Origin of the sequence: Candidatus Hydrogenedens sp. (genome assembly GCA_035378955.1) — a bacterium.
GTDB lineage: Bacteria > Hydrogenedentota > Hydrogenedentia > Hydrogenedentales > Hydrogenedentaceae > Hydrogenedens.
Map to the genome: position 1 here is coordinate 1 of DAOSUS010000014.1, position 24,426 is coordinate 24,426.

The 24,426-nt window shown below is 36.9% G+C and carries 19 protein-coding genes; all 19 read left to right on the forward strand.

Annotated elements, in window-relative coordinates:
• Positions 1–95 precede the first annotated feature (95 nt).
• Complete coding sequence (locus tag PLA12_04700; protein HOQ31796.1) at positions 96–1,400, forward strand: folylpolyglutamate synthase/dihydrofolate synthase family protein; 1,305 nt, start codon at positions 96–98, stop codon at positions 1,398–1,400.
• Between the two features lie 65 nt (positions 1,401–1,465).
• Positions 1,466–2,449, forward strand: coding sequence for a Gfo/Idh/MocA family oxidoreductase (locus PLA12_04705; protein ID HOQ31797.1), 984 nt, complete (start codon positions 1,466–1,468; stop codon positions 2,447–2,449).
• 34 nt (positions 2,450–2,483) lie between these two features.
• Positions 2,484–4,541, forward strand: a complete 2,058-nt coding sequence (locus PLA12_04710) for a transglycosylase SLT domain-containing protein (GenBank protein ID HOQ31798.1) — start codon at positions 2,484–2,486, stop codon at positions 4,539–4,541.
• A gap of 114 nt (positions 4,542–4,655) precedes the next feature.
• Positions 4,656–5,756 carry a DUF1080 domain-containing protein gene (locus PLA12_04715; GenBank protein HOQ31799.1) on the forward strand — a complete coding sequence of 367 codons (1,101 nt, stop codon included), beginning with the start codon at positions 4,656–4,658 and terminating at the stop codon, positions 5,754–5,756.
• Between the two features lie 206 nt (positions 5,757–5,962).
• Positions 5,963–7,405 carry a uroporphyrinogen decarboxylase family protein gene (locus PLA12_04720; protein HOQ31800.1) on the forward strand — a complete coding sequence of 481 codons (1,443 nt, stop codon included), beginning with the start codon at positions 5,963–5,965 and terminating at the stop codon, positions 7,403–7,405.
• Positions 7,406–7,482: 77 nt separating this feature from the next.
• Positions 7,483–8,601: a uroporphyrinogen decarboxylase family protein gene (locus PLA12_04725; GenBank protein HOQ31801.1), complete on the forward strand. Its 1,119-nt coding sequence runs from the start codon at positions 7,483–7,485 to the stop codon at positions 8,599–8,601.
• 110 nt (positions 8,602–8,711) lie between these two features.
• The gene (locus PLA12_04730; protein HOQ31802.1) at positions 8,712–9,287 is read left to right on the forward strand and encodes a hypothetical protein; all 576 of its coding nucleotides are present in this window, start codon (positions 8,712–8,714) and stop codon (positions 9,285–9,287) included.
• 252 nt (positions 9,288–9,539) lie between these two features.
• Complete coding sequence (locus PLA12_04735; protein HOQ31803.1) at positions 9,540–10,472, forward strand: PmoA family protein; 933 nt, start codon at positions 9,540–9,542, stop codon at positions 10,470–10,472.
• 21 nt (positions 10,473–10,493) lie between these two features.
• Positions 10,494–11,774, forward strand: a complete 1,281-nt coding sequence (locus tag PLA12_04740; GenBank protein HOQ31804.1) for a Gfo/Idh/MocA family oxidoreductase — start codon at positions 10,494–10,496, stop codon at positions 11,772–11,774.
• 27 nt (positions 11,775–11,801) lie between these two features.
• On the forward strand, positions 11,802–12,641 hold the full coding sequence (locus PLA12_04745) for a sugar phosphate isomerase/epimerase (GenBank protein HOQ31805.1): 840 nt from the start codon (positions 11,802–11,804) through the stop codon (positions 12,639–12,641).
• A gap of 187 nt (positions 12,642–12,828) precedes the next feature.
• A complete protein-coding gene (locus tag PLA12_04750; GenBank protein HOQ31806.1) occupies positions 12,829–14,277 on the forward strand; it encodes a DUF4139 domain-containing protein in 1,449 nt (482 codons plus the stop codon).
• Positions 14,278–14,319: 42 nt separating this feature from the next.
• On the forward strand, positions 14,320–15,060 hold the full coding sequence (locus PLA12_04755) for an NAD(P)H-hydrate epimerase (GenBank protein ID HOQ31807.1): 741 nt from the start codon (positions 14,320–14,322) through the stop codon (positions 15,058–15,060).
• Positions 15,057–15,635, forward strand: coding sequence for an RNA 2',3'-cyclic phosphodiesterase (thpR, locus tag PLA12_04760; GenBank protein HOQ31808.1), 579 nt, complete (start codon positions 15,057–15,059; stop codon positions 15,633–15,635). The genes PLA12_04755 and thpR overlap by 4 nt, the downstream gene beginning before the upstream one ends.
• 3 nt (positions 15,636–15,638) lie before the next feature.
• On the forward strand, positions 15,639–15,887 hold the full coding sequence (locus PLA12_04765; GenBank protein ID HOQ31809.1) for a YggT family protein: 249 nt from the start codon (positions 15,639–15,641) through the stop codon (positions 15,885–15,887).
• A 131-nt stretch (positions 15,888–16,018) separates the two neighbouring features.
• Positions 16,019–17,602 carry a phosphoenolpyruvate carboxykinase (ATP) gene (pckA, locus tag PLA12_04770; GenBank protein ID HOQ31810.1) on the forward strand — a complete coding sequence of 528 codons (1,584 nt, stop codon included), beginning with the start codon at positions 16,019–16,021 and terminating at the stop codon, positions 17,600–17,602.
• A 109-nt stretch (positions 17,603–17,711) separates the two neighbouring features.
• A complete protein-coding gene (locus PLA12_04775) occupies positions 17,712–20,756 on the forward strand; it encodes a DUF4091 domain-containing protein (GenBank protein HOQ31811.1) in 3,045 nt (1,014 codons plus the stop codon).
• 46 nt (positions 20,757–20,802) lie between these two features.
• Entirely contained in the window at positions 20,803–21,720 is a 918-nt protein-coding gene (locus PLA12_04780) for a histone deacetylase (GenBank protein ID HOQ31812.1), read from the forward strand.
• A 60-nt stretch (positions 21,721–21,780) separates the two neighbouring features.
• Complete coding sequence (locus PLA12_04785) at positions 21,781–22,230, forward strand: NosD domain-containing protein (protein ID HOQ31813.1); 450 nt, start codon at positions 21,781–21,783, stop codon at positions 22,228–22,230.
• 44 nt (positions 22,231–22,274) lie between these two features.
• Positions 22,275–24,422 (forward strand): hypothetical protein, encoded by a 2,148-nt coding sequence (locus tag PLA12_04790; protein HOQ31814.1) that lies wholly within the window; start codon positions 22,275–22,277, stop codon positions 24,420–24,422.
• Positions 24,423–24,426 lie beyond the last annotated feature (4 nt).

Genomic DNA, 24,426 nt, shown 5'->3' on the forward strand with positions numbered 1-24,426 from the left:
TTGCTCGATAAGCAAGAGCCCATTATTGTCCCAACGGACTAATCATAGTAAAATGTCTTATCTTTCAAAAATATCTCATATAAAGAAAAATTTTTATGGATGTCTATTCAAAAGGCTTGCCTGCTGAAGATATTGATTTTCTGAAAACACTGGTGCTGCATGGTGTTAAATTGGGTCTGGAAAATATAAATGCACTCCTTCACTATGTTGGAGAGCCACAAAAGAAATTTTTATCGGTTCATGTAGGTGGGACAAACGGTAAAGGTAGTACGGTTGCTTATATTGATAGGATTTTTCGGGAACAGGGAATTCGAACAGGAAAGTTTACAAGTCCTCATCTTATAGATTTGGCAGAACGGTTTCAGATAAATGGAACTCCAATTTCCACAGAGGAATTACATGAACAGATAACATTTTTCAGGAATGTTATTGAGAAGACAGGGATTCTACCCACATTTTTTGAGTTTTGCACCGCGATTGCCTTCCATTGGTTTGCTCTTCAAAAAGTGGAATGGGCAATAGTAGAAGTCGGAATGGGGGGAAGATTGGACTCTACAAATATTATTTTCCCCAAAGTTTGTGCTATTACAAATATCGGTTTGGAACATACGCAATATTTAGGGGATACATTGGAAAAAATTGCCTCGGAGAAGGCAGGGATAATAAAAGAAAAAGTCCCCGTAGTTATTGGTGAAAAAAAACAAGAGGTTAGAGACATCTTTTATAAAAAAGCGAAAGATTTATCGGCGCCGTTATGGCAAATAGAAAAAGATTTCCATGTTTCCTGGGAAAGAACTACGGATAGGGCAAAACTGACATATCAAAGTCCTGTACGAGAAATCAAAGGAGCCTTTTCACGACTGTCCGCATTATATCAATGTGAAAATGCAGGGGTAGCCATAGCGGTAATAGATTGGCTTGGCCAAAAAGGTTTTTTTATAAAAGAAGAAGCTATTCTTAGGGGTCTTGCAAATGTGCGTTGGCCCGGAAGACTTGATTTAATATCACAATCTCCCTGGGTATTATTAGATGCCGCTCATAATCCGGATGGAATAGAAAGATTGGTTGAAAATCTTGAAGATAAAGTGTCGGTAGTGTTTTCTGTTGCAGATGATAAAAATGTTGAAGGTATTATTAAATTACTGTCTCCGTATGTTAATGAATTTATAATAACACAGTTTTACGGAAAGCGAGCCATGTCTGCTGAGAAAATAAAAGAAATTGTTTCAACAACAAATGTCCCTTTTTATATTGAACAAGATTTCTGTTCTGCTCTGGAACAAGGCTGGAAAAAAGCCCAACAAGGGCACAAATTGCTTGTTACTGGCTCCATCTATGCAATCGGACAGACTTATGAATGGCTTATTAAAAAAGGTGTTATAAAGAAAATAGAGTTTTAAATCCCTCTTTTTTTGGTATATACTCTATTTCAAATTGTTTAATTTATAAAATTTGGAGAAAAGTTATGGCAAAGAAAATTCGAGTAGGTTTTGTCGGTGCAGGAGGTATAGCCATTTTGCACCATCAACGATTTTCAACAGTTAAGCAAGCCGAAATAGTGGCTTTAAATGAACCCAGTTCTGTGTCTCTCGAAAGATTTTATAAACATTGTCCCGGCTCCGAAAAACTACCTGTTTATTCTAATTATAAGGATATGATTAAAAAAGAAAATCTGGATGCGGTAGTTATATTGAGCCCTCACACATTGCATTATGAGCAAATTATGTATTCCTTGAATTGCGGTTTGCATGTCCTTACAGAAAAGCCTATGGTATGTTCTATTGCTCATGCCAAAGAGGTTATCCAGAAAGCAAAAAAAGTAAATAAGGTTTTAATGATTTCTTATCAACGCCATTTTGAACCCCCCTTCCGTTATATGCGTGAACAGATACAAAAGGGTGCTATCGGAGAGGTGCAGTTTGTGCAGGCATTACTTTCCCAGGAATGGTTGCGATTGACACGCAATACATGGAGGCAAATTCCGAAACTTTCCGGTGGTGGGCAATTGAATGATTCGGGAAGTCATTTTATTGATATTATGATGTGGATGACAGGTATGAAAGTAAAAGAAGTATTTGCTAAGGTAGAAAAATTTGATGTGTCTGTGGATATTAACTCTGCTTTGACCCTGAAATTTGAGAATGGGGCATTAGGAAATTTATCTGTTATTGGAAATGCACCAGGTTGGTATGAGGACCATACGATTGTAGGAAGTAAAGGGGCATTATTCCTTAGACAAGGTATCGGTGTTTTTCAGCAAGATGAATTCGGCAAACCTATAAAAGTAAAACTTCCAAAAATTTCCAGCGACCCTGACCGTAATTTTATTATGAGTATTTTGGGAAAAGAAAAGCCAGAAGTTCCACCCGAATGTGGTCTGAGAACAATGGAAGTTACAGAATCTGCATGGAAATCCGCAAAGGCAGGCAAACCTGTCCGCGTCCCCTAAAAAACAATAAAATATCCTTTCTAAAATAGTTTCAATGAATGGGAAGAAAGTATATATATTTATTCTTTGCTTTGGTTGCTTATTGACTCGTATAGAGGCTCAAAGTTCGGAAGAAGAGATATTTGAGAATTTTAAAAAAGGTGTTTTTGCTCAGGAAAAGGGGGATTTTCAATCCGCATTAAGTTGCTATGAAAATATAAAAGATAATGAGTTATATATTTTCCCGTTTGTTCGGTTGAGAATGGCCCAATGTAAAGATGCACTAAATCAAACAGATGAAGCGATATGTATTCTTAAGGACCTTATATCTAAGGATGAAAAAGAATCAGCATGGAGATTGCCTGTTAACTATCATCTTGCTAAATATTACGAAAAGCAAGGCAATAACAATTTAGCATGCGAATATTATAGAAAAATATATCCCTCCTCGTTTTTACCATGGTGGTTGGTTGCTTATTTGACAGATTGTGGAACATTTTTAGTAAGCACAGATAAATTTCAAAAAGAAGGTGCAGATTGCTTGCGGAAGGTGGTAAATTATGGAGGATATAATCTCTACCGCAAAAATGCCCTTTTAAGTTTGTGTCTTTCATCGAAAGATGACGATAAAATCTTTGCAATTCGCTATTTACTCAAAAGCGGTTATCTTTCGGAAGCATGGTTTATTTTATATAACAATGTCCAATCTGAGTTTCTTACTTATGTAGGTCCCTCAAATGCAATAGAAAAATGGAGGATATTTGAAGATGCAGGGAAAGGTTTTGTTTCGCAGGTAAAACAAAACAAACAGATAGAATATGTTTCCTTGCTTTACGAATATGCCTTGCGATGTTCTATTTCCTCTGCGAAATATCGCCTTGCCAATACTATTTTTGATTTGATGAACGATGATTTCCCCGTAAATTTTGACCCGGGTGAGTATTTGTATTGGGTAGGACAAAAAGCTGAAAAAGACAAAAATGAAGAACATGTAATTTTATACTATAACCTTTTATTAGACCGTTTTCCTCAACACAAAAAGGTTCCGGATGCTTTATTTCTATTAGGTTTATGGTTTTATAACAAAGGAGAATGGGAAAAGGCACAGAAATATTTGGAAAGTATTGAAAAAAACTATCCCCAATCTTCATATTATCCCCGAGCCATGTATTTACTCTCTTCTATATTCGAGAAAAAAGGAGATAAATTAAAGACACAAACATATTGTCAGAAGGCGTTACAGGGGAACATTGGAGATTATTATGTCCATTGTTCTGCAGACAAATTGATAAAAGGTTTTCATGATAATGATGCAAAAATAAAAATTGTTCCTTTAAAACATCTGCCTGTGTCTGCATTGGTGAAAAGCACTCCATTAACAATGGATGAAAATAAAATTAGGCAACAAATAGGGACAGATGCAGAATTAAAAGGATTATTCTATTTCAGTCAATTAGGAACGGAAGAAAAAGAATGGATAGCCTATTATATTTGCAATCAAATACAAGCAGGTAAAAGAGATGAAAAAGATTTAGTATTCCTATCTCATGCAGGACCCTCTCAGGTGGTTTGGGATTATATATATTCAATTCATTTAAAGGAATTTACAAATGTCTGTGATGAATATAAGAACCAGATTTTCTTACCACTTCCTTACTATAAATCTGTTGTAGAATGGGCAAAAAAAATGGCTATTGACCCTTATCTAATGTGGGCTATTATGAAACAAGAAAGTTCCTATCGCACCTCCGTAATATCTACTTCAAATGCCAGAGGCCTTTTACAACTTATTCCCAGCACAGCAGAATGGATTGTAAAAAAAGATAGCCGATTAAAAGAAATAGACCCTTTACTATGGAAATACCCAGAATATAATATCGCTCTGGGCACTGCATATTTTCGATACTTGCTGGAGCGATTTAACGGGAATATTGTGTATGCAATAGCGGGATATAATGCAGGTCCTGGTAGAGTAGATGAATGGAAGAAAAAAATGAAAGATAATGATTTAGAAACATTTATAGAAAGTATACCTTTTACAGAAACACGAAACTATGTAAAAAAAGTTTTAGGCAACTACGCAGGCTACCATTCTATTTACAAAGGTTTTTAGTCCTCTGCAATATATGAATTTATTTTTTCTATATATTTGTGCTACGATATGAACTGTATCAACAAATACCCAGTTGTTTAAGATTAAAAATAACCCTTTTTGGAGGAAAAAATTATGCGTATGGTTAAGTTCTTTTTCATTACTGCCATGCTAATGGTTAGTGGCTATTCTGCAATGGCTCAGGATGTTGCTGAAGGACAGTGGATAAACCTGTTCGATGGCGAATCTCTTTTTGGTTGGGTCCCGTTTGGTGATGTTGACTGGAGTGTTCAAAACGGCGTCCTTACTGCGACGAAAGGCAGTGGCGGATGGCTTGCTACAACTTGCCCCTTTGCTAATTTTGAATTATCGGCAAAGATAAAAGTCTCCGGCGATGGCACAGCAGGTTTAGCAATTCGTGTCCCATTAGAAGGACATTATTCAGAAAATGGTGGTGGTGCCATTACATTACAAGCCGGTGGAGATTATGATATATCTGTCAGAGCTGTAGGAAATTCTGTATCCGCATCCGTCAATGGTAATCCTGTAGAAGGATTAAATATTACCAATGCGAAAGGGCATATCGGTATTCTGTATCATAAATATCATGACAAGAAAAAAGCGGCTAAAATTGAGGTGCAGTCCATTAAATTAAAGCCCGTTCAGCTGAAATCTTTGTTTAATGGTGTTGACCTAACAGGTTGGAATATTATCCCTGACCATAAATCTGTTTTCTCGGTTGTTGATGGTGCCTTGAATATTAAAGACGGTAAGGGACAGATTGAAACAGCGGATGTATATAAAGATTTCTTATTACAGTTAGACATTTTTGTTAATGGGAAGGCACTAAACAGTGGTGTGTTCTTCCGTGGACCTAAAGGTGTATTCTGGAAGGGTTATGAGACTCAAGTCAAGAATGCATGGCTTAACAATGACCGCACAAAACCTGTAGATTTCGGAACGGGTGGTATCTATGGTGTTCAAGAATCCCGCAAAGTTGTATCAAACGATAAAGAATGGTATACCAAGACTATCGTTTGCGATGGTAATCACATGGCTGTTTGGTTAAATGGCTACCTTGTAAGTGATTTATATGATGTTCGCCCTGTTCACCCTGAAAATGATGGTAAAAATGGGTATGTTCCATCCGCTGGAACCATACATTTACAAGGACACGACCCCACGACCGATTTGTCCTTCAAAAACATAAATATACAGGTATATCCTGAAAAGTAAAAAATAGTGGTAGTTTAAATATTTCTTATAAAGGGGCGAATAATGGTTATTCGCCCCTTCTTGTTTGTCAATGGTCTGTTCATGGGGATAATCTCTATTTTGTCAGCAAGGACACGACGGGCATCTTTTTTTGCAATTTATATATACAAATAGATAACCTAATAAAAGCGTGATAAAATTAAAAATTTTCCAAGGAGACCAAGCCGATGGATAAAATGGCTACCCGTTATCAAAATTGTTTGAAGCGATATGTAACTGCTTTGAGGAATGAGAAGCCTGATTGTGTTCCTATTCGTCCATTTGTAGCGGAGTTTACAGCCCGTTATTGTGGTTTTACCTGCCAACAAGTAACTCACGATTATCGAATTGCCTTTGATGCAGTTTGTCAAACTGTGAAGGATTTCGATTGGGATGCCGTTGTCCCTAATATGGTATATGTATGGACCGGATTGGCACAATCTTTGGGATTAAAATATTATGGAGTTCCCGGAATTGACCTTGACCCGAATACGGGATTTCAATATAGAGAACCCCCCGAAGACCAGGCTTTTATGAAAGAAGATGAATATGATGAATTGATTTCCGACCCAACGGGTTTCCTTTATGAAAAGTGGTTGCCTCGTGTATCTACAGAAGTGGTCGAGACAGGTAAGCCTGTAAATGTAAGAACTTATCAGGCTCTGGTTAAGACAGCAATGGCAATGTATGATTATTTTTACGCTTTTGGTCCACAAATAGAACGACTTAAAACAGAATGTGGAACTGCTTCAGCCATTGCAGGTATTTTCAAGGCACCGTTAGATATTATTGCAGATAAATTACGCGGTTATATCGGTTTAACAATGGATTTGTTAATCCAGCCGGATAAAGTGCTGAAAGCATGCGAAGCCTTAATGCCACATTTGTATCATGTAGCAAAAACGACGGCAGACCCTGATAAGTTAGTTCCTATTGGGTTTTGGATGCATCGCGGTTGCACTCCATTTGTAACCCGTGAACAATTCCATAAATTTTACTGGCCTACATTAAAACCTATTATTGAAGAACTCTGGAACGATAGACATCAGGTGCTGTTCTATGCAGAAGGGAATTGGAATGAACATCTGGAATCTTTCGCAGAATTGCCCGAAAAAAGCATTGTGTTCCATATTGACCGTAGTTCCCCGGAAAAATCGCAAAAAATATTAGGTGAAAAATTCTGCCTTAGTGGTGGATTACCCAATGCAATTCTTGCCGTGGGAACACCGAAGGAAGTGCGGGAACACTGCAAGAAGTTAATAAAACTTTTATCCAGAGATGGCGGATATATTATGGACGCCAGTGCCATTATTCAAAATGATGCAAAAGTCGAAAATATTCAGGCTTTTACAGAAACAACCCGCGAATATGGAATCTACAATGGTTCAGGTTGGTCAGGAATTGACAATGTATTTAATAATAAAGAGACAGAACAATCTGTAAACGCTATAAAAAACCAGAAGCCCTCGTGGTTGTCTTGTTATCCTCCTGCGGGTGTATGTTTGCCCTGGGAAGAAAAACGCAAAGAAATACCTCAAATCAAAGGAGATGAATTGTTAGTTGAACAAATCTGGAACGGAATTGAGGCTCATGGCTACACCTTTATCTGGCAAATGCTACTGTCCTTTTAGTTGTCGGGAAGATGTTCGATAAATTGTAATGATTTTGAATTTAAAAGGAATAATTAGAAGGAAAATATGTTATCTTAATGCTATATGACAAATCCTATCAAGGCTTATCTCTTCAGGGGGAGAATATAAAACGGATGATGTTTTATGATTATCCGAAGTGGGTTCCTGTGCAGGTATTTTTTCTCCCCGCCTGTATAAATAAATACAAGACAGCTATAAATGAACTTATGGAGAAGCACAGACGATTATTTCCTATATATGACAGGTTTGATGAAGAAAAACCGATTGAATATAAGGACTTTTATGTTGAAGGAGAAGTTACGGATTGTTGGGGATGCGTATGGAAAAATTTGCATGGAGGTATGGTCGGTAAGGTAGCAGGGCATCCCTTGGAGAATTGGGATTATTTTGAAGAGTGGAAAAAGCATATACCCAATCCAGAAACTGATGGTATTCTGGGACCTAAGAACTGGAATGAGATAGAAAAAGAGATTCAAAGGAAAAAGGAAGAGGGAATATTATCCCCTGATTTTCCACTTCCCCATGGTTTCCACTTTATGCTTTTATGGGACTTACGAGGTTTTGAGAATTTTATGTTAGATATGCTTATGGAAGAGCCGCGTCTTACCGAATTGATGAATATTATTATGGAGTATAACAATTATTCCGTAAGGAAGATATTAGATTTAGGCACACCTTTTTTAGGACTTGCAGAAGATTTGGGAATACAAAATAATTTGCCTATAAGCAAAGAGTTGTGGGATAAATATGTAAAACCGGGTTATGAAATAACTGTGGGAGAAGCAAAGAAACGCGGAATCCCTGTTTATCTACATTCCGATGGACATATTTTGCCTATTATACAAGACCTTATTGATTTGGGGGTAACCTTACTCAATCCACAATCGCGTGCTAATGGTATTTATCCTCTTTGTGAACAGGTCCTTAGAAAAGTGGCCATTAATCTTGACCTTGACCGACAATTGTTTCCTGTTGCGGAGAAGTCAGATATAAAAAAGCATGTTCAAGAAATATTTAATGCATTTTATCTGCCTGAGGGAGGGCTAATGTTAAATATTGAAATTAATGAGGATGTTTCGCTTGAAATAATGGATTATCTATTCTCACTTGTAGAAGACTACTGCTCTTTGCCCAATCCTGAAGATACAAATTTTTCAAAAATAGGATTGTTTTAAGGTTATTAAAAGTCTATAATAGCAACAGGAAATGTTTTGAATGTACTATTGAAGCATTAAAACAACTTTTTCTGTTTTGATAGCAAACCTAAAACTAAAAGGATTATAAAATGATTTACTACCAACAAATAGCTAAGCAATGGGACCGATTAAATTCTCTTTCTCCGGAGGATTCGAAAATTCTAAACAACTCAATTGAGGATGGAGTTTTTGAAGGATTTAATCAATTTTCTACACAGTTAATGAATAGTCTAACAAGAGATTTTCCGATTGTGAATAATCTGGCATACAACGATATAAAGCAAATAAAGTCAGGTTTCTCAAATGCTGTGTTTTCAGGATATCTTATTTATGTTGCATTTCAATTAATTTCTAATATAAAGAGACCTCTATTTCAACAAGGTTTAAAATATGACCCTACAGTCATGAATGAATATAACTGTATAATTGTTCCAGAGCAACCTAATATTAAAAGCGAAAGATTTTTTAAAATACTTGATGAAAATCCCGCCATCGAACTCCTTTTTGAGAAAGTAACATCCATAGAGTTAAATATATTAAGAAAAAATAATCCGGGTTTTGGTGATTTATCTGCTAATATAGGATTTATGATAAGAGACCTTATGGCTCGTGGAGTATTTATGGGATATGGGCTTGGTTTCGCAGAAAGTTGCTTGAGAGGATAAATATTGAGTTTTTCATTATCTTCTTATAAAAAAAGAGATTAAGTATTTGCCTGATTTTATTGTGTTTTATTTTCTATTAATTCCAGATCTATATTTGCATAAAAAATAATAAAAATATCGTTACCATGGGTAATATAGTAGACATTTGTTAATTTAATCAAGTATATTTATATTTCCAATAATGTTGTAATTTAATATCACAATAAAAAACTTCAAAAAATAAATTTAGGCAAAATTGTAAAGGATTAAAAAATGAAAAATGCCTCTTTATTTTTATGTATGTTGTTTTCGATATTATTTTCAATATCTGTTTGTGCGGAGAGTGGTAACCTTTTCATGACGGATGAATTTTTATCTTTTTTTAATGGTCCCCGTAAAATTGCCGATTATCGGTATACAAATGTGCCTTTTAAGCCCTATATCAAGAGATTTTTTACCCCATCTGGACTTCAAGTCCTGGAAGATGCTCCTCATGACCATTTACATCATCATGGTTTGATGTTTGCTATTGCGGTTAATGATACCAATTACTGGGAAGAGAGCGAAAAAAGTGGACATCAAATCCATCAAAAATTCTCCAATATAAATATAGGAGAAAAATTACCTATCTCAATGAGTTCTTTTGTTGAAGAATTAGCATGGAAAAGTCCTGAAAAAGATATTCCCCAATTAACAGAAATACGGAAAATTTCTTCTGGGTATTGGGAACAAGAAAATGCTAATGTTATACTCTGGGAGACACAATTGGAAAATCCATCAGAAACAGAGATTGCGAAACTTACAGGTCATCATTATTTCGGATTAGGAATACGGCTTTTAACAACACCGTTAGAAAAAGTAGATATTATTACTCCTATAGAGGATAATCTGGAAAATGTGCGGGGTGATGAATATCTTCGTAATTCGCCATGGTGTGCTATTGTGGTGAAGAATGAAATAGGCACTTTTACCTTACTGATGGTTGATATGCCTGATAGTGTGCGTTATCCTGCTCGTTGGTTTAGCATGCGAATGCCCTTTGTTTATATTTCTGCAACCCGAAATTTATGGAAAGAACCACTTGAAATATCACCCCGAGATAAAGTATTGTGTAAAAATATACTTGTTTTATGGGATGGGGAAAAGACAAAAGAGGCATTGGAAAAGGCTGTAGAAGAAATTAATAATTTGTGTAAACAAAAATAAATTTCTGTAAGGAGAACTATTATGAAACAATCTCAAACAAATCAAAATCAAGGTATAAGTCGTCGAAGTTTTATTAAAACTACAGCCGCAGGGCTTATTGCTACCGCAAGTGTATCGGCCGTTAAGAGTGCTACCGCTCAGAATAACCGATTAGGTATAGGGATAATAGGTTGTGGAGGTAGAGGAACACATCTGTCTCAGGCAGTAAAATACTTGCAGGACAATGATAAAACTGTGCAGTTCAAAGCATTTTGTGATATATATCGTCCCCGATTGGATAAATTAGCAGATATTTATGGTGGTAAGAAGTATATGGATTATCGGGAATTACTAAATGACAAAGAGGTAGATGTTGTAATTATTGCTACACCGGACCACCATCATGCTCGTCAAACGATAGAAGCCGTAAAAGCAGGCAAGCATGTATATTGTGAAAAGCCAATGACACACTGGACCCAATGGGAATTAGCAAAACAAATGACGGAAGCAGTAAAACAGTCCGACTGTGTTTTTCAGATTGGAACACAAGCCATGTCGGATAGTGTCTGGAAACAAATGAAGGAATTGGTAGAACAGGGGAAAATTGGTCAGCCTGTGCATGTAGAATGTGGATATTTCCGTTTAGGGGATTGGGGTGAAAGGGGTATGCCGATTGATGACCCCAATGCTAAACCCGGTCCTGATTTAAATTGGGATGCTTTTTTAGAAGATGCTCCAAAACGGGAATTTGATGTTAGTAGGTTTTTCCGATGGAGGATGTATGCTGACTATGCCGGTGGAATGTCTACAGATTTATATCCCCATATATTAACACCTGTTGTTTATACCATTGGAGTTCACATGCCGAAGATTGTTGTAGGTATCGGAGGAAAATTACGCTATGAAGAAAGAGAAATCCCAGATACTTTTGACATGCTTATTAACTATAATAACAAAACTGATTTGGCTCTTTTAGGGACACAGGCAAATGAATATCAAGGGACTGCCCTTCGTGGACAAAATCGCGTTCCTGTTATTCGCGGTTGGGAAGGAACATTAACAATTAATGAAGAAGATATTGTTTACTGGCCTGCAAAAGCTCTTAAAACTCAAAATCCAGAAAGAATACCTATTCAAAAAGGAGAAAATTTGACGGATTATCTACGCAGTTTTATAGATTGTTGTATGCGTAAAGATAAAAACACATTAAGTCCTATTGATATGGCTTTTGAAGTCCAGACGACACTAATTATGGGTATGTTATCTTGGAAAGATAGTAAGATGTATACCTATGAAGAAGGAAAAGGACCTATAGCCTTATAAACAACATAGATTAGAAAGGATAAATTTATGGGAAAGATAGGTATTGGAATTAACTTAGAATTTGTCCGACATGCGGACAAACCCTTTGAGTGGGGTGTAGATAAAGCGGCTGAGTTAGGTTACGAATATGTAGAACCGATGGTGCATTGGGGTAGAGAACTACTCAGCGAGGCAGGTTATTTCCATAGTGTTTCAATGTTAGACGACCCCTATCGAATTAAAAAGGCATGTGAGAACGCAGGGGTTAAATTATCGGGACTTTCGTCACATTGTCCTCTTTGCAAACCTGAAATTAGCACTGAATACCTTAAACAAGGTATTCGATTTGCTGCAGAGTGTGGTGCTCCTGTCGTTAATACAGATGAAGGACCAAAGCCTAAATGGACTACGGTTGAAGAAGACCATGTCTTGATGAGATATGTTCTTATGGAAGCCTGTGCGGTAGCAGAACCTCGCGGTATTTTGATTGGTTTAGAACCCCATCAGCAGTATAGTAAATCACCCGAAGGTTTAGACCGTATTTATTCTCTTGTAAAATCCCCTATTTTGGGTATCAATTTTGATACCGGGAATAGTTTTTTAAGTGGTCAGGACCCAATAGCATGGCTGGAACATGTTAGCGATAGATTGGTGCATTTACATGCAAAAGATATAGCATTGCAGCAGGCGGAAGCAGAACGGGGAAAGGTAACCGGAACACCCGTAGGTTGTGCTTGTGGCGATGGGGTTATTGACTGGGCAAAGGTTATCTCTATATTGAAAAAAGTTTCTCGCAATATCGTTATGAGTGTTGAATGTGGAACAATCGAACAAGCCGAGCGCAGTATAAAATACCTGAAAGCATTATTAGAGAAAATCGAAGGTTAACTTTAAGACTTTTTATCGACCCCGAATAGGTAGTTTGTTTAATCTATTTGGGGTCTATTTTTTATAACTACGGGAGTAGTTCCTAAATTATTCTATATTTTTTTGTTATTTGTTCCTAAAAAATTTCGTTTTCTTAATATATTCGTAGTAAGATGGTAAAAAGAAAAAAATATAAGGAGATTTTGTTATGAAACAGAAAACATCACAGATTTTACTCTTTGTGGCGTTGACATTTTTGGTGATATCTGTAGTTCAAGCACAAGATACGGAGGCAAATGCTCAAAAATCAGACATAAAACAATCCGAGACAACCCTTCAAGACCAGAAGGATGTTGCTGTTACTATATACAACAATGACCGTGCTCTGGTGCGTGAGAAACGAAAAATTAAATTACCTAAAGGGGAAAGTTATTTGAAATTTATGGATGTACCCGAGCGTATTATCCCTGAAACGGTAAGTTTGAAATCTTTAATACAGGCAGGAAGTTTACAAATACTGGAACAGAATTATGAATATGATTTGATTAGTCCTTCCAAATTAATGGAAAAATATGTCGGTAAGGAGGTAAAACTGGTAAACAAAAATAAAGACATGGATTTTTATGAAGTTACTGCGAAACTTTTAAGTGTAAATGAGTCCCCTGTATTTCAAGTAGAAAATCAGATTTATTTAGGACATCCAGGGAATGTTGTTTTGCCTGAACTACCCTCGGAGTTGATTGCAAAACCTACCCTGATATGGATGTTAGATAATACTCTGGAAGAACAGGAATTAGAGGCTACTTATTTAACTTCAGGTATCTCATGGAAGGCAGATTATGTACTTGTTTATGATGAACCTAAAAATTCAATGGATTTAGAAGGTTGGATAACGCTCAATAATAGTTCCGGTGCTACTTATCAGAATGCCAAATTAAAATTGGTAGCGGGGGAAGTCAATATTGTTCCTGTTCAAGCACCAGCACCAATGATGGACCGTATGATGGTAGGTGCAGCAAAATCTATGGAGGTTCGAGAGGAGTCTTTTGCAGAGTATCACCTCTATACTGTACCTCGAAGAACGACCATTAAACAAAATCAATCCAAACAAGTAAGTTTACTATCCGCTAATGGTGTCAAGGCAAATAAAATTTACGAATACCGTGGAAACACAGCATTTTATAATAACAAAATCGAGCCTATTCGTAATGAAAATATTGATGCCTTTTTAATTTTTAAGAATGCAGAGGATAACCAGTTAGGATTTCCTTTGCCGGAGGGGATAATCCGTGTATATCAAGAAGATAGTGAAGGAATGTTGCAATTTGCGGGAGAAGACCGTATTAAACATACCCCCAAAGATGAAGAAATACGGTTACGGTTAGGAAAAGCATTTGATATAATTGGAGAAAGAACCCAGATAGATTTCCAGAAGTTAGGTCCTAATGTTGTAGAATGTGAATTTGAGATTGTTATAAGAAATCATAAGAAAAATGATATTGTAGTAGATATTGTTGAACCGATGATGGGAGATTGGCAGATTATTAAGTCATCTATGGATTACGAAAAGAAAGATGCTTTTTCTGTAATCTTCCATTTACCTGTAAAAGCCGAAGGTTCGGGAAAAGTGTCTTATAGGGTGCGTATTCGTTTCTAACTATGTTATTAAATAATAAGATTATATAACGGAGGTATTACTGTGTCTATACAATACCTTACTGTGCACCAGATGCGTGAAGCCGATAGACGCTGTATAGAGGAATTGGGCATTCCGGGTGTTGTTTTAATGAATAACGCAGGTAATGCAGTATTCAAAGAATTAGACAAAGGACCTGTTACTGTCTTATGTGGTAAAGGGAATAATGGTGGAGATGGTTTTGTAGTGGCAAGGTTGGCATTGGTTGCAGGATGGAATGTCAAAGTCCTTTTATTAACGGAACCTTCCAATATCCGGGGAGATGCAGAAGTATTTATGAATGCGTATTTGCGATTGGGTGGAGAAATGGCCATCTGTTTGAATGATAATGATGTTCGGGAGGAGGTTGGTAAGATTGCAGAGAATGAAACATGTGTAGATGCTCTTTTGGGGACAGGAACGAAAGGAGAAATAACAGGACTTTTGCGGACGGCTATAGAAAGCACAAAGAGGTTAAGGAATATTATTTCGGTGGATTTGCCTTCCGGAATGAATGCAGATACCGGGGATATTTGTGGTGTTTGTGTTCGTGCCCGAAAAACGGTAACTTTCCAATATCCTAAAATGGGTTTTAAAAACCCTTATGCCAGGGAATACCTTGGGAAATTAGTTGTTGCGGATATTGGCATTCCACCCGTTTGTGCAGATGATAATCAATGGATTGAATTAAAACGAAGAAAAGGTGAATTTTTTAAGTCGAACAGGAGTAACTTACCTAACAATACAGAAGGGCAAAAATTATGAGTGAGGGGACTTATCGTGCTTTTATTGCTATAGAACTTCCTTCCGAAGTAAGGGAGGTAATCTGGAATAGTGCAAAGCCCGCTTCCGGCATGCTCAAATCTTTAGTGAAGTGGGTTCCATCTGAAAATATACATTTGACCTTACGATTTTTAGGGGAAATAACGCTAAATACGAGCGATAAATTAAGAGAGAGTTTGCGACAAATAGCCATCCAATTCCATCCTTTAAAACTTAAATTAGGTATTCCAGGGGTTTTCCCTTCATGGAAAGAGCCAAGGGTTTTGTGGGTAGGTTTAGATATTATAGAAGGAGATATAAACTTCATACAGACTACGATAGAACAGCAGGCACAAATGGCTGGTTTAAGTCAAGAAAAACAAAAATTTCATCCACACATTACAGTAGGTAGGGTCAAAACACCTTCTCCATTTATTTCCAACACATGGAAAAATGTTAAAATACAACAGGTGCCCGAATTTGTTGTGAATAAAATTACTTTGTTCAAAAGTACACTAAATCCGGGTGGCGCTATTTACGATATTGTAGATACTTTTCAATTTAAAGAAAAGGGATAGAACTTGTTTATCCGTGATTTTTTATATACCTTATTTACGCTGTACATGCTCGGAATTTTAGCGGTATGGTTAGGTCCCTATATTGATTTTGACCTGAGGCAACGGAAATGGAGCCTATGGGTAGTTAAAATTGTGGACCCCCTTCTTCAAGTTATAAGAAAAAACTTACCTTATATAGGACCTTTCAACTGGGCTCCTATTATTGCATTACTAATTGTCTGGTTAATGAGAAAAATTATTGTCGGAATTTAATCTATATTTCATAAAAAAACTTGCATTCCCTTTGTTAATTATGGTAAAAAGTCAAGATTTATATTCGGGCATATTTATAAATAAAAAATGAAATAAAATATAAAAAAGAAAAGAACCGAAGGAGAAAAACAATGGATTTACAATCATGGTTTACTGAAAAGCAAATTTCATGCGGGAAAATTTATAGGAATTTGAGTGTTCCGGAACTTTATGAAATCTCATTAGAAAAAGGTGAAGGGAAGTTAGGTGCTAATGGAACGCTATTAGTCAGGACAGGTAAACGAACGGGTAGGTCCCCTGAAGACCGTTTTGTCGTTCAAGACGAATTTTCAAAGGATGCAGTAGATTGGAACAAGGTAAATCTACCTACAACGGAGGATGTCTATAATCATATATATGATAGAATACGCGGTTTTTTGAAGGGTAAAGATGTATATGTATTCGATGGGTTTGTAGGGGCTGATGAAAACTATCGTATAAAAGTGCGGGTAGTGGCAGAAAAAGCATGGCATGCTTTATTTGCACGAATATTGTTCTTAAGACCTACACCGGAACAGCTGGAACATTTTGGAGAACCGGATTTTTGTGTCTTTGCTTGTGGCGGATTGAAATTAGAAGGGGAGAAGGATAAAGTTAAGACGGATACAGCCATTATTCTTAACCTTAAAGAGAGAAATATCTTAATTTGTGGTTCGGATTATGGTGGTGAAATAAAGAAAAGTATTTTTACTGTAATGAATTTTATTATGCCGGAACGAAATGTGATGCCCATGCATTGTTCGGCTAATGTAGGTAAAGATGGCGACAGTGCTATTTTCTTTGGTCTTTCCGGAACAGGGAAAACAATACTTTCAGCAGACCCTGAAAGATATCTTATCGGGGATGATGAACATGGCTGGAGCGAAGACGGTATCTTTAATTTTGAAGGGGGTTGTTATGCAAAGATAATTAAATTAAGAAAAGAATCAGAGCCGTTAATTTATAGTGCTATTCGGTTCGGTTCTATTGCGGAAAATGTTGTGTATGACCCTTCAACACGAGAGATTGACTTCGATGACGGTAGTATCACAGAAAATATCCGAACAACATATCCTGTAGAATTTATTCCGAATGTAGTGCTTAGTGGAAAAGCTGGACATCCCAAAAATATATTCCTTTTGACGGCAGATGCTTTTGGAATTTTACCCCCGGTAGCCAAATTAACCCCTGAAGGGGCTATGTATCATTTTCTTTCCGGTTATACGGCAAAACTTGCAGGAACAGAAGTAGGTGTTGTTGAACCCCAGGCAACTTTCTCTACCTGTTTTGGTGCTCCATTTATGATTCGTAGTCCGTGGGTGTATGCTCGTTTGCTGGCGGAGAAAATGAAAAGACACAGTGCGGATTGCTGGTTGATTAATACGGGCTGGTCTGGCGGTCCTTATGGCGTTGGGAAACGAATGTCTATCGAATTAACGCGTTCTATTCTATCCGCCGTGTTAGAGGGTAAACTAAAAAATGCTAAATTCGTAAAACTGGAAAAATTGAATTTATTGGTACCTGAAGCCATAGAAGGTTTGGAAGACCAGCGTGTGTTAATTCCTGAGCATACATGGGCGGATAAATCTGCATACCAGCAAAAAATGGAACATCTTGTTGGCTTATTTATAAAAAATTTCGAACGGTTTAAGGCTCAGGCAGAACATGCGGTGTTAGAAGCAGGTCCCAAATTATAATAGGCTATTTTATTAATAGATAATATTTGGAGTACACTATTTGAAAAATAGTGTACTCTTTTTTTATTGTTTATTTCATCTATTGAAAACAGTTATAAGGAGCAAAAAAATGCAAAAATCCTTTTATTTTATATCGTTTATTTGCTTGATGGGTGTGTTTTATGCAAATATTTTTGCAGAGACGGCGCCTGTTGCCTCTATACAGGAAGGTGTTTTTATCAAGGAATGGCTTGTTTGTGGACCTTTCCCCAATCCATTGAAGGAAGGCGTAGTGGAATTCCGTCATGATGAAACTACTTTAGGGTTTTATATTGATTATCTGGCTAAAGCGGGTGGAGAGAGTAATATTATTCCTGAAGAAGGTATGTCTATTGACCCGGGAGATGGTATCACACGGGCATGGAAAAAATATACATCCTCTGAGGATTATATAAATTTTAATAAGGTGTTTGATGATAATCAAGGAGGCAAAGTGGCTTATGCCTTTTGTTATTTAAAGAGTGATACGGATAAAGAAGTTGTTTTAGGAATAGGTAGTAATGATGGTGTTCGAGTTTGGCTGAATGGGGAACTTATCTGGGATAATCATTGCCCAAGAGGTGCTATGATAGACGAAGATTGTTTCAATATATCACTGAAAACGGGATTAAATCCCCTTTTAATAAAAGTAGACCAGGGTTTTGGAAATTGGGGTTTTTATGCTCGTGTTGTAAATCGGGAAGAAGTACTTAAAAAATTGAAAGAACTTCCTGATTTGAGAGGAGATATTACATATACAGTAGAGAATAATTCTTTGCGTTCATGGATGGCTCGTCATTCTAAATATCGTTTGTTGGAACCACCCGTTCAATACACTTTGCAGCTTTTGAATGCTAATAACGAAGTTCTACAAACAGCTTCTGCAAATCTGGGGCAATCCGTAACTTTCTCTCTTGAAGGACTTGCTGAAGGTCCTTATCGAATAGAAGGAAAATTTACAATTCCAGATGGAATAACTATGGAGAAACAAAGTTTCTATTATCATGGGAAACCTACTGTAATTGTAAACTTGGGAGAATTTTATGAAAAATTGCCTAATAAGAGAATAGAACTTCTGTTTGACAGTAATCAGGATAAACTAAAAGATAGTGAAATTCTAAAAAGTTCTGAGTATATGCCTGTGTTAGAACCCGTATCAGGTGGAATACAGGAATTAGGTGGAGGTAAATATGCAATTTTGAGAACAGATTTATCACCATTATGGATACGCATTTTATTGCCTGCACCGGGTTTGGGATATGAATGGTATATGCTAAACGATAGTGGATATAAATTTGAGAGTAAAGAGGTTCAGGAAATTGATGCTTTAAGCGAAGTTGAGAAAAATTTAAGAAGCCGACTTTCCAATGTATTAGAGTCTGGTAATTTCCCCAATTCGGAATGGTTGTTTCAGTCCTATAGCCAGAGACTTATGTTAACTCCGATACGACAGGCAAAAGGAGAAGTTTCACCCGAAGAACGGTTGAAAAAAATACATCGTCTTTCTTCACTTAAAGCAAAAATTGCTGAAAATGATTCTATGGCGGTATGGTTTTCTCCTGCAATAGAAAAGGTAGGTAAAGAGGAACCTGTTCCCGATTGTTCTCTGGAATATTTCCCATTGGATATTGCCCGTAATGAATATGAAGCATTTCAGGTTGTAATCAGTCCTAAAGGAACTATTTCATCACTAAAAGTGAATATTTCAGAAGGTAAGACTAAAGATGGTTACACATTGCCTGCTGAACAGTTTAAGGTTTTTGAGGTAAATTATGTTCCCATCCATACTGTATCCGATTATTATGGTGACTTAAAAGAATACCCCGACCCTATAGTTCCAGTGAAAGATGCCGTAAATGTTTCTTCGGGAGGAAATATTGTGCTATGGGTTCGTTTATATGTAGGAAAAGGACAGCCCCCGGGTATTTATGAAGGAAAGATACAAATAAATTCGGTTGGATTAAATTTAGAAGTCCCGTATAAGGTACAGATTTTTAATTATGTGCTCCCACCCTATACAAGCACAGAAACCGCCTACGGGGTTTCACCGGATTACTCCTGGCACGGACCTTTAACGGATGACCAGAAAAAAGAAGTTTTTGATTTGTACATGAAGACCTGTATGGAATATCGGATTTCCCCATATACTCCCCATGCTTTTGCACCTATAAAATGGACATTTGAAGGGACACCGCCAGAAGCCGTATTAGATTTTACGGAATTTGATAAAGCAATGGAAAAATATTTAAATCAATACAATTTCAACGCCTTTAATGTAGGAGGCTTACCTTCAGAACTCAATGGAGAACCAAGATATTCGAAAGAATATAATAGATTATTTACTTCCATTTACAGTCAGGTGCAGGAACATCTCCGTGAAAAAGGTTGGCTACATAAAGCATATTGGTATTGGGTTGATGAACCTCCTCCTACGGATTATCCCGAAGTTAAAAAAGGAATGGAACTGTTGCAATCTGCGTGCCCGGATATACGCAGGCTTTTGACCTGTAATCAGGAACCGGCACCTGTCCCTTATTTCTGGGGTGTGGTTAATCTCTGGGTGCCTATATTTAATATGTATGAAGAAACACGAGCCCAATGGAGGCAGAGTTTAGGAGAGTCGGTGTGGTGGTATGTATGCACAGCCCCGAGGGCTCCGTATGCGAATAATTTTGTTGACCATCCGGCCATAAATCATCGAATTCGTTTCTGGCAGATGGATAAATATCATTTAGATGGTGATTTGTTCTGGTCCATTACCTATTGGTTACAAAATCCGTGGGAAGAAGCAATGTCCATAGGAACAGATGGTCAAAGATGGGGTAATGGTGATGGACGTATGTTATATCCTCCAAGGAGGGAAAAACCCACAGAACCTATTATAGAACCCCCTGTGCCTTCTATCCGTTTGGAATGCTTACGCGATGGTCTGGAAGACAGAGAATCTTTGTTAGTGCTGGAACGCGTAGATGCAAGAAAGGCTCCTATTGGAGTTTTAGCCCGTAAAGAAAGGGCAGAGGCTTTAAATAAACTTTCTTCTTCTATAAAAGTTTATGAACAAAATCCGCTCCTTTTTTATTATTACAGAACAAAAATTATGAATCTTGTAGCACGAATTCTTCAAGGAGGTTCGTAGTATAATAGAGGAAGAAATGTATATTTTGTAGTAAAAGGTAGTATATATGAATGATACAGCAATTGTATTCCGTGAGGAAGGTATCTTTCATGATACGGGACCCTATCATCCAGAAAGCCCGGCAAGATTAGAAGCCATACTGGATGCGTTTAATCGGCATAAAATAGACCCTCCCTTTCTGGAAATAGAACCGGCTACTCGTGAAGACCTGTTGCGGATTCATACCGTGCAGCATGTAGATACGATTGAAAAAACATGCAAAAATAATTTAGATTATCCTGACCCGGATACAGTTATGGGAGAATCGTCATGGGATGCAGCACTATTAGCTGCTGGAGGTGCTATATCTGCGTGTAAGGCAGTTCTGGAAGGTAAATACAAAAGTGTCTTTGAAATAATGAGGCCACCGGGACACCATGCCGAACCCAATCGGGCGATGGGCTTTTGTTTATTTAATAATATAGCAATAGCCGGAAAATGGTTAACAGATGTGGCAGGATTGAAACGGGTTGCTATCTTTGATTTTGATGTTCATCATGGAAATGGGACACAAAAGGCTTTTTATAATGATGATAAGGTTTACTATATAAGTATTCATCAATTCCCTCATTATCCCGGAACGGGTTTCCCGGAGGAAAGAGGTAAAAATAATACCAATTTAAATATACAAATGATGCCCGGTGTCCCAGAAGAACTATGGCATTCAGCAATTGAAAATTTAGTGCTGCCTGAATTAAAAAGATTTCAACCGGAATTTTTACTTATATCTGCAGGATTTGATGCTCATCGAAAAGACCCATTAGGAAGTCAAAACTTAGAAGAGGAGGATTTTGCAAAGATAACCCGTGCGGTAAAAGGGATTGCGGGGGGACGAATTGTATCTTTGTTAGAAGGTGGATATAATTTAGAAGCATTAGGAGAATCGTGTGTGGCGCATTATCTTGCATTAAGGGATGAGGCTTGATGTAACAACACACAGAATTTTGGTTCTGAGAAATATTGTGTTTACGGGAGAAGAGTTATAATGACCCGACGAGAAATGTTAAAAAATATTGCTGTGAGTAGTGGGATTTTTATCTATTGGAAAATACAAAATAGAGTTGCAGAAGATAAGCAGATACAAAACAATCAAGTGGATATTTCCATAGTGCATTGCAATGATAATAATTGGGTTCGTAAAAATGTTATTATAGATTCCGGTGAGTGTGGAATCCTTTTCCGTGAAGAACGAGAAAGGTTTACAGCAACAGGAAATAAAATTGAGGAAAATATTATCAAAAATATAAAGTTAAAAAATGGAACAGGAATATCTATTCAAGGTCTTACCCAAGGAAACGAGATTTGCAAGAATGAAATTTTAGAAGATGGGGAGAAAAATGAAAAGGTAGGAATTCGAATAGCAAAAACGGCTCAAAATAATTTTATCAAGAATAATAAAATAAAGGGATTTGCAAAGGATATTATGATAGACTAATAGGAATTTTATGAAACATAAATAATTTATAGATGGAGGTAATTATGGAGAATTCTCCTTCGATATTTCAGATTATCTTATGGGAATTACAAAAATTTGCGAATCAACACGACCTTAGATATTTAATCCCGTCTCTAACAATACTTATCCTTATTGGTTTGGTGATATTAAATCGGAAATGGGTTATCTCGTATTTAGGTCCTGCTATGTCAGGAATTGTGAGGGGAGTATTGCTTGCTTCTCTGTGTATTTGTGCCTTCCTTGCTGTAGGTAATTATATAGATAGTTTTGGACAATGGAGATATGGCACTTTTTTTAATGCGTATGAATTTTACCACTATTATTTGGGTTCCAAGTATGCGAAGGAAATTGGTTATACAAGACTTTATGCAGCAAGTCTGATTGCAGATGATGAGACCGACCGAAAATATTCTAACCCCCAGAATAATATCCGTAATTTGGTGAATGGCACATACATTTCAGTAGATGATGTAATAAAAAATAAAGAGCAATACAAAAGTCGTTTTTCGCCGGAACGGTGGGAAGAATGGTTAAAGGATATTCGATTTTTTAAACGCGAATTAACGACGAGCCGCTGGAACAATGTTTTGCGGGATAAAGGATATAATGCGTCTCCTATTTGGTCTATGCTGGTAGGAGGATTTTTAAGCAATCCTATTTCTACAGATAACCGAAATCACATGCTCATACTGGCTTCGTTGGATTTAATTCTTATTGGAATTACAACTCTGGTTGTATTATATGCCTTTGGTCTCCGTCCCGCTATGTTTATGCTGATATTAATTGGAACGCACTACATGATGCGATTTTCGCACATGAAAGGGGCTTATTTAAGAACCGATTTTGCCATGTGCCTTGTGCTTTCTGCATGTATGATAAAATTGAATCATTATAAATGGGCTGGAATCTTTACAGCCTATTCTGTAATTTCCCGTGTATTTCCTGCCGTTTTCCTTTTTGGTCCTGGGGCACGACTGTTCTGGGATTTGTGTAAGATGTTACGGATAGGCTATGACGAGTTAAGAATTCGATTCTATGACCGTAAACAAAGGATGGGTATCGTTGGAGGATTTATTCTATTTAATTTGGTGATTTCTTTTGTGGGTAGTTTAATTCTCAGGAGTTTTCCCTCCAGTTTGTTTGAAGGTTTTACTATTCCATGGCCACTTCCCCTCTTTATTCATCTTGTATTATTTGTCCCTGTTATTTTCTTCGGAATGCTATTGTTTTGGGCGGGACTTTGGGGGTATTTTGCCAAGAGAATGGAACGAAATTGGATAAATTATTTCATTTCTTTCACGATAACAATTGCAATTCTTTTTATTGCTTCTTTTGGTTATTATGGAGGAATGTATCAGTGGCAAGATTACGCTGATAAGATAGGAAGACATAGTCGAGATATTTCTCCATGGCGGGTTGGATATAAATATATATTTATTGCTCAATATCCGAAGAATTTAGACCTAAAAAAATCTCTAAAAGATATATCCGGGGTTATAGGCAATGCTTTACTGGGTAGACCTATTACGGACCCTACAGCCACCGTTCCTACGGATAATCAGCAAAAACCACCACTCAATCCTTCCGCTCCAAAACCTGTTGTCAAAACCGCTACTAACGAAACACTCACTTTTGCCTCCGCTATGAAGAAAATAATATCTCCATGGAAACCTTTTACACGAAGCATTATCTATAAAGAACAAGCACGAAGATGGTGGACTACAATGGCAATTGTGTTGGTTCTATGTCTGATTGCTTCGAGAAAATTGTCTCCTTATGAAAGTTTTGTATTTGGTTTTGTGCCTTGTTTCTTTTTAGTTTCTCCGACTTATTACTATTATATTATGTTAGCCGTTCCTTTGTTATTTTTCTCGCCTAAATCGGATTATATACCGCGTGCTATCGCAATAATCTGGTTGTATATATCAGCTATGGCAGGGTATTTCTTCTATACAATGTGGGAGCAGGAGTTTGCAACCTATTATTGGTTGGGATGTATGTTGTTTGTTTTATGTATATATATGTTGTTAATAGCAATGCTAAACAGTTTGCCTTGGGAATATATAAAACCTTTTGTTGATAATTTTAAGAACAAATTAATGGAAAAGATAAAAACCCATTTGATTAAAAAAGAAAAGTCCGAAGAAACTACAATTACAACAGAAGAATAAACAT